The organism is Priestia endophytica (genome assembly GCF_026790145.1).
In the GTDB taxonomy this organism is placed as follows: Bacteria; Bacillota; Bacilli; order Bacillales; family Bacillaceae_H; genus Bacillus_I; species Bacillus_I endophytica_A.
Genome location: NZ_JALAMS010000018.1, coordinates 165606 through 178042 on the forward strand (window position 1 = coordinate 165606; position 12437 = coordinate 178042).

The 12437-nt window shown below is 34.5% G+C and carries 11 protein-coding genes, 1 pseudogene and 1 other annotated feature (1 of these 13 only partly in view); of the genes and pseudogenes, 10 read left to right on the plus strand and 2 right to left on the minus strand.

Features of this window, described 5'->3' with window-relative positions:
• Nucleotides 1-218, plus strand: a binding site (T-box leader); it begins 14 nt to the left of the window's first position.
• A 43-nt stretch (nt 219-261) separates the two neighbouring features.
• The gene (gene thrS, locus MOC86_RS14615; protein ID WP_268584814.1) at nt 262-1458 is read left to right on the plus strand and encodes a threonine--tRNA ligase; all 1197 of its coding nucleotides are present in this window, start codon (nt 262-264) and stop codon (nt 1456-1458) included.
• A 21-nt stretch (nt 1459-1479) separates the two neighbouring features.
• Here thrS and MOC86_RS14620 read toward each other — a convergent pair whose 3' ends face one another.
• Complete coding sequence (locus MOC86_RS14620) at nt 1480-1920, minus strand: DMT family transporter (RefSeq protein WP_040057914.1); 441 nt, start codon at nt 1918-1920, stop codon at nt 1480-1482.
• 127 nt (nt 1921-2047) lie between these two features.
• Between MOC86_RS14620 and MOC86_RS14625 the strand changes: the two genes are divergently transcribed.
• The gene (locus MOC86_RS14625) at nt 2048-2341 is read left to right on the plus strand and encodes a hypothetical protein (RefSeq protein ID WP_268584815.1); all 294 of its coding nucleotides are present in this window, start codon (nt 2048-2050) and stop codon (nt 2339-2341) included.
• A gap of 174 nt (nt 2342-2515) precedes the next feature.
• Here the strand turns inward: MOC86_RS14625 and MOC86_RS14630 are convergent, their stop codons facing one another.
• The gene (locus MOC86_RS14630; RefSeq protein ID WP_019395379.1) at nt 2516-2716 is read right to left on the minus strand and encodes a cold-shock protein; all 201 of its coding nucleotides are present in this window, start codon (nt 2714-2716) and stop codon (nt 2516-2518) included.
• A 472-nt stretch (nt 2717-3188) separates the two neighbouring features.
• Here MOC86_RS14630 and MOC86_RS14635 point away from each other — a divergent pair.
• The 8 genes and pseudogenes from MOC86_RS14635 to iolE form a co-directional block, all read left to right on the plus strand.
• Nucleotides 3189-4054, plus strand: a pseudogene (locus MOC86_RS14635) (MFS transporter); the annotation flags it as partial.
• 481 nt (nt 4055-4535) lie between these two features.
• Nucleotides 4536-5486: an ABC transporter permease gene (locus MOC86_RS14640; RefSeq protein WP_019395381.1), complete on the plus strand. Its 951-nt coding sequence runs from the start codon at nt 4536-4538 to the stop codon at nt 5484-5486.
• Nucleotides 5479-6429, plus strand: a complete 951-nt coding sequence (locus MOC86_RS14645; RefSeq protein WP_268584816.1) for an iron chelate uptake ABC transporter family permease subunit — start codon at nt 5479-5481, stop codon at nt 6427-6429. Before MOC86_RS14640 ends, MOC86_RS14645 begins: the two co-directional genes overlap by 8 nt.
• The gene (locus MOC86_RS14650; RefSeq protein WP_268584817.1) at nt 6426-7187 is read left to right on the plus strand and encodes an ABC transporter ATP-binding protein; all 762 of its coding nucleotides are present in this window, start codon (nt 6426-6428) and stop codon (nt 7185-7187) included. The genes MOC86_RS14645 and MOC86_RS14650 overlap by 4 nt, the downstream gene beginning before the upstream one ends.
• A gap of 87 nt (nt 7188-7274) precedes the next feature.
• Complete coding sequence (locus MOC86_RS14655) at nt 7275-8228, plus strand: siderophore ABC transporter substrate-binding protein (RefSeq protein ID WP_268584818.1); 954 nt, start codon at nt 7275-7277, stop codon at nt 8226-8228.
• A 122-nt stretch (nt 8229-8350) separates the two neighbouring features.
• On the plus strand, nt 8351-9211 hold the full coding sequence (locus tag MOC86_RS14660) for an AraC family transcriptional regulator (RefSeq protein ID WP_268584819.1): 861 nt from the start codon (nt 8351-8353) through the stop codon (nt 9209-9211).
• 782 nt (nt 9212-9993) lie between these two features.
• On the plus strand, nt 9994-10917 hold the full coding sequence (locus MOC86_RS14665) for a TIM barrel protein (RefSeq protein WP_268584820.1): 924 nt from the start codon (nt 9994-9996) through the stop codon (nt 10915-10917).
• Between the two features lie 615 nt (nt 10918-11532).
• On the plus strand, nt 11533-12432 hold the full coding sequence (iolE, locus tag MOC86_RS14670; RefSeq protein WP_268584821.1) for a myo-inosose-2 dehydratase: 900 nt from the start codon (nt 11533-11535) through the stop codon (nt 12430-12432).
• Nucleotides 12433-12437 lie beyond the last annotated feature (5 nt).

Consider the following 12437-nt stretch of genomic DNA (forward strand, 5'->3'; position numbering starts at 1 on the left):
AAGGACATGAATTGTTTTGACCTTTCTTTTTCAGAGAAAAGGGCCTTTGGCTGAGAGCCTTTAAGAAAGAAAAACAATTTACCACCTTTGAGCTTTTGCGGGGAAATAAATGATTAGAGTATCTGCAAACGGAATAAACCGTTATCAAATCTTTGAGCATAAAGCCGTTTTGGCTTTATGGAACTTAGGGTGGAACCACGACCGCACTCGTCCCTTATATTGGGATGAGTGCGGTCTTTTTATTTTTAAGGAGGAATAGAGATGGAACAACAAGCAAAGGAAAGAAAAAATCACCAAAAGCTAGGAATGGAGCTTGATCTTTTTACAACAATGGAAGAAGCACCAGGGATGCCGTTCTTTTTACCACATGGGATGATTGTACGTAATGAGCTTGAGGATTATTGGAAAAAAGCACATTACAAAGCAGGTTATCAAGAAATTAAAACACCTATTATGATGAAACAAGAAATGTGGGAAAAATCAGGACATTGGGACCACTACGGAGAAAATATGTATTTTACTTGTGTTGATGAGCAAAATTACGCGATTAAGCCAATGAGCTGTCCAGGAGCAGTGTTAACATTTAATCATAAAAGAAAAAGTTATCGTGAACTACCGCTTCGCTATGCAGAACTTGGACTTGTACATCGACATGAGCTGTCAGGCTCGCTTAATGGCCTTTTACGCGTACGCTCTTTCACACAAGATGATGCACATATCTTTGTAGCAGAAGAGGGAATTCATCGTGAAGTAGCTGATATTTTAACTTTGATTCATCAGTTTTATACTCATTTTGGTTTTCAATACAAAGTTGAACTTTCAACAAGACCAGAAGATTTTATGGGCGAAATCAATATGTGGGAAAAAGCAGAAGAAACATTAGAGAGTGTACTCAAAGAAAAAGGCGTGTCATATAGCGTAAATGAAGGAGATGGAGCTTTTTACGGTCCTAAAATTGATTTTCATATTTTAGATTCTTTAGGCCGAAGCTGGCAGTGTGGAACAGTTCAACTTGATTTTCAAATGCCTGAGAAATTTCAATGCACATATATTGGGGAAGATAACAAATCTTATCATCCTGTTATGATCCACAGAGCAATTTACGGTTCTATCGAACGCTTTATGGCCATTTTAATTGAACATTATAACGGTGCTTTTCCATTTTGGCTCGCGCCTGTTCAAGTGAAGATTTTACTTATTAATGATGCTCAACTTCAGTACGGAGAAAAGGTAAAAGAAAAGCTAGAAGGATTAGGATACAGAGTTGAAATAGATGACCGCGTTGAAAAAATAGGTCTAAAGATTAGAGAAGGGGAAATGAAGAAAATTCCGTATATGTTTGTAATCGGAGAGAAAGAAAAGAATGAGAATGCTGTCGCTGTAAGAAAACGTGGCAATGAAAATAAAGGAATGATGAAAGTAGAAGAAGCTATAAAGCTAATCGGAGAAGAACTCTAAATATTTAGAGTTCTTCCTGTCCTAAAACTTTTGAATAATAATAACCCCTAGAGCAACGAGCCCTACACCTGCTAACCGAGGAAGGCTTAACTGATGAGTATGAACACCAAGAAGTCCATAATGATCAATAAGTACAGAAGCAATCATCTGCCCGCCTAAAATGTAAGCAACAGTAGCAGTTGCTCCAATTCGCGGAATAAGAATAACGGTTGCTACAACGTAAAAAGCGCCAAGAAGTCCTCCAGTCCATACCCACCATGGTGCATGTAGCCATTCTTTTTTAGCTTGCAGCCCTTTTCCACTTATGGAAATGATGAGCAGCGCTAGAGCTCCGACAATAAAAGAAATTGTGGAAGCAACAACAGGGGACCCAACAACATGACGAAGCTGAGCATTGATGCTAAACTGCGTTGGTAAAGCCATCCCAGCAATAAGAGCAAATAAAATTAAGATAAGAGCCAAAACGTTTCATCTCCTTTTCACATCCTCTTTATCGTACAGCATTTTTCCCCTGAAAAATAGAGAGTGTTTGCTTCATTAGGAAAGGAGCGAACATTTATGGTAAATTTGTAAGAGGAGGTTTTGGCTGATGCGCAAAAAAATGTATATAAGAGCTATTTTTGAACTTGTTCTTTGTCTTATTGTTGGATGGTTACTAACAACAACTATGTTGAAAAACATATATGAAAGTGAAGGGATTTCTTATAGAGGTCATGAGGGAGTTGTGTGGCTTGGCGTTTCTTTGCTTTTATTTTGTCTTTATACGGCAGTTCGACAAATATTTCAAAAGCGGAATACGCTCATCAAGTCTGCTATGTTTTGGATTGTAGTTGTGTTCTCTCTCTATGTCATTGTGGCACCTTTTATAAAAGGACATATGTGAAAAATAAAATCTATAAAATAAAACACCAGCGTAAATTTTTGTGCTATACTTAAGCATACCATTTGCTTTACACATTACTATTTTTGCTTTAACGAACCCTATTCACTATGAATAGGGTTTTTTACTTGAATGAATGTACAAAAAAAGCAGACTCAGAGGAGTCTGCTTTTACAATTATGCTTTTACAACGTTAGTTGCTTGTGGTCCACGTTGGCCTTGTTCTACTTCAAACGTTACGTCTTGACCTTCGTCTAAAGATTTGAAACCTTCGCTTTGGATTGCAGAGAAGTGTACGAATACGTCGTCTCCACCTTCACGCTCGATGAATCCAAAACCTTTTTCTGCATTAAACCATTTTACTTTACCTTGTTCCATAGTTGTTGCCTCCTTGTGCATTGTGCACATACGTTAATACTATCCTTGTCCAAATCTTAAGACGAAAATTACTCAACTTCTAGATTGTTTCCGAACAAAAATAATTCTTCTTAACTTTAACAGAAAGAAAGAGGAATTACAAGGAAAGAAAAGAGATAAAAGTAAAATAAATTTATATTTTTAAAAATTTAAGGGATTTTATTCTCTAAGATATGATTTGAAATTGAAGAAAAATATTATATTAGAAGGGGATAAAACGCTTTCTTTAAGAGAGTTTGTGAAATGTTAAAATCTTTTTGGGAAGTGAATCATTATTACAGTAACAAGTGATTTTTACGAAAAATCATACTCTACTTCTTATAAATTGCATTCTTTTCACATGTTTTGTTTTCCTATCAAATTTTGTGGGTATAGTAAAAAACACAAGATACACATTTTACTAGTCGATATTAAAAAGATAGGAGCAGTGAACATGAGTAACAATGGAAATGAAAAATCAGCGCTGAGGATGATTATCCTCGTTGCTACGTTCGGTGGGCTTCTATATGGCTATGATACAGGAGTAGTAAATGGAGCCTTACCCTACATGTCTAGGGAAGATCAATTGAATCTTACCTCACTAACTGAAGGACTTGTAACAAGTGCTTTACTCTTAGGTGCAGCGTTTGGAGCCGTAATTAGCGGGAAGGACGTCGTACAACCCTTTTATATAGTGCTATTTTATTTTTTATTACAACGCTTGGATGCACGTTTGCTCCAAACTCGGCTGTTATGATTACTTTCCGCTTCTTATTAGGTCTTGCTGTTGGAGCAGTTTCAACAATTGTACCAACATACTTAGCAGAAGTTTCTCCAGCTGAACGCAGGGGCGGAATTGTGACCCAAAACGAATTAATGATTGTAAGTGGTCAGCTTTTTGCTTTTACGTTTAACGCCATTATTGGTAATACACTTGGACAATATCCAAATATTTGGCGTTTTATGTTGCCGATTGCTGCTATTCCAGCTGTTATCTTATTCTTTGGAGGACTAAGGCTTCCAGAAAGCCCGAGATGGCTTGTAGCAAAAGGAAAAAGAGAAAAAGCGCTATCTGTCTTAGAAAAGATGCGCACAAATGATAATGCAAAAACAGAACTTCATGATATTGAAATGGCTATAAATCGTGAATCAGAAATTAAAAAGGCATCTTTTAAAGATTTAAAAATTACGTGGATTCGTCGTCTAATTTTGATTGGAATCGGAATTGCTGTTATTCAACAAATTACAGGTGCCAACTCGATTATGTATTATGGAACAGAAATCTTAAAAGATTCTGGATTAGGTACTGAAGCAGCTCTTAATAAGAGCTGCTTTTTCTTGATTATGTTTATTCTAATAAACTTTTTCTAACTGAAATTTACACTCTAAAAGTGAATGTATGTAAATTGTTTAATTACATTTATGCTATGATCATAGTATAAGAATTAGTTAGCTCCCTAAAACAAAGGGAAGAATGCTATAGGAAACAAGTTCTGTTAAATGAAGAAATAATAAAGAAAATTTTCATGATCTAGTAATATGGTTTTGCTAGGTTTGAGAATAAAAAAAACACTATTTTGTAAATAATCACTTGCATAAAGCCGATAATTCCGATAATATAAATTCATAGTTGAACTTTATAAGTCTTCTTCCAGAGTAGGGATAATGTCCCGTTTTGATGAAGAACATCCAAAATAATTCAAACGAATTATTTTATTTTTTAACATCAATTGAGAATGATTCTCTTTATTGAAAACATTATTTTTGAAAAAATAACATAAATAAAGGAAGAGTTTGGACAGTGAAGAAAAGGTATCTCGTTGCAGCACTAATCGTACTATCTCTTGTGTCCCTTTTTGTTGGGGTTACAAACATTAGCCCTTTTGATATTAAAAGTTGGACAAAAGACGAAATAGAAATTCTCCTTATTAGTCGAGTACCACGGCTTATAAGCATTATCATTGCGGGAGTAAGTTTGAGTATTGCTGGACTTATTATGCAGCAGCTTACGCGAAATAAGTTCGTATCACCAACAACAGCAGGGACAATGGACTCGGCTCGCTTTGGTATTCTAATTTCTCTTATGCTGTTTTCAACAGCAGGCCCAATGGTAAAAATGCTTGTGTCTTTTTTATTTGCTTTGTTAGGCACATTTATTTTTATGAAAATCTTAGACAGAATAAAATTTAAAGACAAAATTTTCATCCCACTTGTTGGTCTTATGTTTGGAAATATTGTGAGCTCTATTACAACGTTTTTCGCTTATAAAAATGATCTTATTCAAAACATTGCATCATGGCTTCAAGGAGATTTTTCTACCATTATTACAGGTCAATATGAACTCATCTACATAAGTGTTCCTGTTATGATCTTAGCCTACATTTATGCAAATAAGTTTACAATCGCCGGAATGGGTGAAGATTTTGCAGTTAATTTAGGCTTAAATTATAAAAAAGTCGTGAACATTGGTCTTATTCTCGTTGCTTTAATCTCATCCGTTGTTTTACTAACGGTTGGAATGATTCCTTTCTTAGGACTTATTGTTCCAAATATTGTGTCAATTTATGCTGGAGATAACTTAAAAAAGACACTTTCTCATACAGCATTAGTTGGAGCCATTTTTGTTCTCCTATGCGATATTTTAGGAAGAGTCATCATTTATCCATACGAGATTTCAATCGGTTTAATGGTAGGGGTTATTGGAAGCGGAATTTTTCTGTACATGTTAATTAGGAGAAAGGCATATGAGTAATCGAAATAAACTTCTTATTTTATCTATAGCAGCTATTACACTAATTTCTATTTTCTTATTTTATCAAACAGGTGGAAATTGGGATTATATTTTACCAAGAAGGATTACCAAGATCTTAGCGATTATTTTAACCGGTTATTCTATAGCGGTTTCTACCGTTATCTTTCAAACTATTACAAATAATAGAATTTTAACACCAAGTATTTTAGGGTTAGATTCGCTTTATCTTCTTGTACAAACGGTAATTATCTTTATTTTTGGTTCTATTCACGTCGCAGTGATGAACCCAAACATTAATTTTATTCTTTCCATTGTCTTTATGATGCTTTTTACAAGCATCCTTTATAAGATATTGTTCAAAAAAGAAGGAAATAACAATATCTATTTTCTGCTTCTTGTTGGATTAATTTTCGGCACGTTTTTCCAGAGTATTTCTTCTTTCATGCAAGTATTAATTGATCCGAACGAGTTTTTAATTGTTCAAGATAAGATGTTTGCAAGTTTTAATAATGTGCAAGTCGAGCTTCTTGTTTTCGCAGGTGTTCTCGTTATCTTACTTTCTCTCTATCTATTCCGTTTCTTTAAGTATTTAGATGTACTTGGGTTAGGAAGAGACGAAGCAGTCAATTTAGGGGTTCCTTACGATCGTGTTGTGAAGCAACTTCTTATCGTTGTAGCGATTTTTATCTCTATTGCTACAGCACTTGTGGGGCCTATTACATTTTTAGGGTTGCTTGTTGTAAATATCGCTTATGAAATGTTTAAAACATACAAACATTCATATTTACTTGCTGGTTCTTCATTGATTAGTATTGTAGTTCTCATCGGAGGATTGTTGCTTGTTGAACGAGTATTTACATTTTCCACAACGCTAAGCGTTATTATTAACTTTATTGGTGGAACCTATTTTCTTTATCTTTTATTAAAGGGGAGTAAATCATGATTGAAGTGAAAAATGTCTCTAAAACATATGGTTCAAAAAAAGTCGTAGAAAGCGTTTCGATTAACGTTGAAAAAGGAAAGATTACGTCTTTTATTGGTCCGAATGGAGCCGGTAAAAGTACGCTTCTATCAATGATTAGCCGCATTCTTTCTAAAGAAGAAGGAGAGATTGAGATTGATGGAAAAGAAGTGAGCGAGTGGAAGAGCACTGAGCTTGCTAAAAAGATTTCTATTTTGAAGCAAACCAATCATCTGACAATGCGGCTTACAATCCGGGAGCTTGTTTCCTTTGGAAGATTTCCTTATTCCCAAGGAAAACTCACAAAAGAAGATTGGAAGTATGTAGATGAAGCAATTCAATATATGGAGCTTGAGAATATTCAGCACAAATATATTGATCAACTGAGCGGTGGACAGCGCCAGCGCGCTTATATTGCAATGGTAATTGCTCAAAATACTGAATATATTTTGCTTGATGAACCGCTAAATAACCTTGATATGAAGCATTCTGTTCAAATCATGAAAGTATTAAGAAGACTTGTTGATGAACTTGGAAAAACGGTGATTATCGTTATTCACGACATTAACTTTGCTTCTTGCTATTCTGACTATATTGTAGCTTTGAAAGATGGAAAAGTTGTCGAAGAAGGAGCAACATCTGCAATCATTTCTGAAGACGTATTGGAAGACATTTATGATATGCATATTCCAATACAAACCATTAATGGTAATAAAATTGGCGTTTATTTTTCAGCCTAATATTTCATCATGAGGAAAATGGTTGAGGTGATTTTCATAAAAAGGTTATCTCAGCTATTCATATAAAATTTTTTAGAGGTGAAAGACATGAGAAAGTTTCTATCTATGTTTTTAGTAGCTCTTGTTGCACTAGTAGTTGCAGCTTGTGGCTCAAACAATGAAAGTTCGTCAAGTAAAGCGGACGAAGAAAAAAGCAGTAATACAGAGGAAATTACTGTTAAACATAAGCTTGGAGAAACAAAAGTTACGAAAAACCCTGAAAAAGTTGTTGTATTTGACTTTGGTGCTCTAGATTCTTTAGATGAGCTAGGTGTGGACGTAGCAGGAGTGCCACAGGACGGCATTCCAACGTACTTATCAAAATACGAAGATAAAAAGTATGAGAATGTTGGAGGCTTGAAAGAGCCAGACTTCGAGAAAATCAGCGAAATTAATCCAGATTTAATTATTATTTCAGGTCGTCAAGCAAGTCAATACGATGAATTTTCAAAAATCGCTCCAACAATTGATCTTGAGCTTGATACAACAAAATATATGGATTCATTTGAGCAAAATCAAGAAACATTAGGAAAAATCTTTGGTAAAGAGAAAGAAGTAGAAAAGAAAATTGCTGATGTAAAAGCAACAATGAGTGAAGTGAAAGAAAAAGCTGAGAAATCGAATAAAACAGGATTAATTGTATTAGCAAACGAAGGTAAAATTAGCGCTTATGGTCCAAACTCTCGTTTTGGTATTATTCATGATGAGCTAGGCGTAAAACCTGCTGATCCTAATATTAAAGCTTCTACACATGGACAAAGTGTTTCATTTGAGTATATTCTAGAAAAGAATCCAGACTACTTATTTGTGATTGATCGCAGTGCTGTAGTAGGCGGAGAAGTTTCAGCTAAAAAGACGATTGAAAATGATCTTGTAAAGAAAACAAATGCATATAAAGAAGACCATATTATTTATCTTAATCCAAACTACTGGTACTTATCAGGTGGAGGACTGCTTTCAGTGCCTGAAATGGCTAAGGAAGTAGAAGAAGGATTAAAATAAAAAACGGGTGCCTCGCTTCATAAGCGAGGCACTATTTTTTTGCCATTTTAACCTTTTCATCTATTAAAGAACCTTTTAAACTTATAGTAACTTTATATAATGAAAAACTGGGGGCAATAAAGATGGGTCAGTATTTTATTAATTCGATGAGTAAATCGCATTTTAAAAATGGAGCAACTCCTCAGCTTGTACATATGTGCAACGTAGAAACGAAACATACGATGTGGCCTCGGGTATTGCATATGCATGAAGATATAATGGAAATCGTATTTATCAAAGAAGGAAGCGGATGCCATCTTATCGGAGAAAAGCAGTATTCTGTACGTAAAGGGGATATATTAATTTATAATAGCAATGTTCTTCACGACGAATATACGAATCAGGATCAAAATATGAGTGTTTACTGCTGTGGAATTTCGAATTTACATATAGAAGGATTGCCTGCAAATCACCTTGTATCTCAAAATCAATCGTATGTATTAAGCAGTGGAGAAAAGAGAGAAGAAATCGATAATCTTCTTCAAATTATGTTTTCTCAAGTTCAAAAAGGTGAAGATGGCTATGAAGAAACATGTCATTACCTGCTAAGTGCTTTGATTTCAATCATTTTGCAAATTCCTCAAGAAAATGCTTCTTTGCCGAGAGAAGAAGAGTCTATTTTATTTAGTCAAATTAAAAGTTACATTGATAAATATTATAGAGAGGAGCTTACGCTAGCATCCATTGCTAAAGACCTTTCCATAAGTTCCTATTATTTAGCTCATTTATTCAAGAAAGAAACAGGATTTTCACCTATTCAATACATTATGCGACGGAGAATTGGAGAAGCTCAATCATTGCTTATGAATACTGATTACAATGTAACGATGATTGCTGGCATAGTTGGATATGATAATCCAAACTACTTTACAACCCTTTTTTCTAAAATAGTCGGAATGTCACCCAAAAAATATCGTCAGTTTTGGAGCATCAGTCACTCTTAATTGATGTATATAGAAATTTCATTATAGAGCAAGATAGTAAACTTTTTTGCAAGCATAAGTTCAAAATAAGGGGTTTTTTCAATGAATGTTAGCAATAATGTGAAGGATTTAAAGTTTCCCTATCTTTATACTAAATATAAGCGAAATAAGTAGATAAAAAAGTGAGTAAATCGCTTTTTTTGACCATTGTTTGTATACGCTTTCTTTTAGAGAAGGGGTTTGGAGTAAAGTAGGAATACTTAGGAATAGTTATCTTTATGATTGGAGATGGATTAGAACAAGGATGGCTTTCGTCTTATCTTGCTGAACAGAGAATGCCTGCTACACAGTCGACGTAGGGACTTGCTGTTGGGATTGCAGCATGGATTTCTGATGTAACAGCTCACATTGGAGGAATTCATAAAACTATATAATTTAGTTTTATTCTATTTATTCTTGCATCCATTTCATTTGTCATGCTTGACGTAGCGTAGCTTAATGATTCAGTTATGCTAATTACTTACATATTACAAGAGTGTGGATATTTCCTTTTTTCCTATTCTTTTGTTGTTTTGATTACATATCAGGCTGAACTTAAAATATTAGCCTCTGTTTATATATTAGATTCTGGATTAAACGTGTTTGTTGCTCCTTTTATGGTGATTTATACATTTGCAACCCTTTATCCATTAAGGAAAGTTTTCATAATATTTTTAAAAACATAGGAAGAAATGCTGGAAAGTCAACCAAAAGTTAATCAAAATAACTTTATTTCAAAATAATAATGTGAGGAGGGAATTTATATGACTATTAAAATAGCTGGAGCACCTTGTTGTTGGGGTGTTGATGATCCTAAAAATCCATACTTGCCTCCATGGGAGCTTGTTTTAGAAGAAGCATCACAAGCTGGATATAAAGGAATTGAGCTTGGACCTTATGGATATATTCCAATGAACATTAAGCAAGTCAAAGAAGAACTTGCAAAACATAATTTAACGATTATTGCCGGAACTATTTTTGATAATTTAGTTGATAAAGAAAATGTAGAAAACTTATTGCATCAAGTAGATGATATATGTTCACTTATTACCCAATTACCACAATTGCCACAAGTACAAGGTCAGCATTTCAAAACCCCCTATCTTGTCATTATTGATTGGGGACATGATGAAAGAGATTATAGCGCAGGACATTCTGACAAAGCAGAACGGTTATCGGAAGGGAGATGGGCTGGCATGATGAAAAACATTAGAACCCTTTCTGAATATGCGCGAGACAAGTATGGTGTCCGTCCTGTTATACATCCTCATGCTGGTGGATACATTGAGTTTGAAGATGAAATAACAAAACTTATGCAAGATATTCCTTATGAAACAGCTGGCTTATGTTTAGATACGGGACACTTATATTATTCTAAAATGGATCCTTATTTATGGATCAAAAACTGTGCTGATCGCTTAGATTACGTTCACTTCAAAGATATTAATTTAGACATATATAAAGAAGTGATGAACGAAAAAATTCGCTTTTTTGATGCTTGCAAAAAAGGCGTCATGTGCCCTATTGGACAAGGAATCATTAATTACTCATCAATTCATGAATTATTAAAAGAAATCGATTATCACGGATATATCACAATTGAACAAGAACGAGATCCGAGAAACTATAGTACAAGTTTACGAGATGTAAAGCAAAGCGTTGATTATTTAACAAGCATTGGTTATTAATATAAGGAAAGTTAACAAAAGAGGAAATACGGATGATTAATAGTTAAACAGCCAATGCGCTTGGCAATGGTAGAAGGAGAACGTGAGAGCGAATTGGTAGAGGAGATCTTGAAGGAGTGTTTAAAGCATGGTCTTATACACACTTTGCGCAGGCAATGGAAGCAGCAGATGACAGAAGGAGAATAAAAGGATATTTGGTATTCTCGAATTAAATCAGGTGTTGAAGGAATTCAATAGGTTGAAAATTGCGTTCGTTCAGCTAACAAAGGGGCAATATAGGTAGAGTATCAATAACAATATACAAAGGATGAAAGAGAAAAAGCTTGTTCAGGAGATGAACAAGCTTTTTCTTTTTTAGTAGATTAGAAAACTTTTAGGAAAAGAAATTTAATGAAATTTAACATTTCATAGGTGTGTAAGGAAATAGGAGTTGCTGGAAAAATCCTGATTTTTTTGTTGACTGAAAGCGCTTTTAATATTAAAATTAAAAACAAGTTAACCAATAGGTGACAAAGAGATAACAAAAAGTTAGTATTTGTCTTTTTTGTTAACTCTGAAAGCGTATTCAGGTTAGAAAGAGAAATGAAAACATGTTACATGAAAGAGGGAGAAAAGATGAAAACAGAGGATATTTTATGGGGGATTGCTCCAATAGGTTGGAGAAATGATGATATTCCTGAAATTGGCGCAGAAAATACATTGCAACACTTGTTAAGTGATATTGTCGTAGCGGGGTTTCAAGGTACGGAAGTTGGCGGTTTTTTTCCTGAAGCCAAAATTCTAAATAAAGAGCTTGAACTTCGTAATTTAAAAATAGCGGGTCAATGGTTCAGCAGCTTCATTATTCGTGATGGAATCGAGAAGGTAGAACAAGATTTTCATCAATATTGCAAATTCCTTCAAGAGGTGCGAGCAGATGTTGCTGTTGTATCAGAACAAACATATAGTGTTCAAGGTACAGATAAAAATGTTTTTGATGAAAAACCGTATTTTACAGATGAAGAGTGGGATGTTTTATGCTCTGGATTAAATAGATTAGGTGAAATCTCTTGTGAGTATGGGTTAAAGCTTGTTTATCATCATCATATGGGAACAGGAGTTCAAACGTTAAGTGAGATTGATCGCTTAATGGAAAATACGAATCCAAATGTCGTTCATCTTCTTTATGATACAGGTCATATTTACGTATCAGATGGAGATTATATGACGCTTTTGCATAAGCATATCAACCGTATTCGACATGTTCACTTTAAAGATGCAAGAAAAGAAATAATGGAGAGATGCAGAAAAGAAGGAAAATCGTTTCAACAGTCGTTTCTAATGGGGATGTTTACAGTACCTGGAGATGGATACGTTGATTTTACCGAAGTTTATCAAACCCTCCTTGAATACAACTACAAAGGATGGATTGTTGTTGAAGCAGAACAAGATCCATCAGTTGCACATCCTTTAGAATATGCTTTAATAGCTAGAAAGTATATTAACGAGAAGCTCAATCCACTTGTAAAAAGATAGGAGAG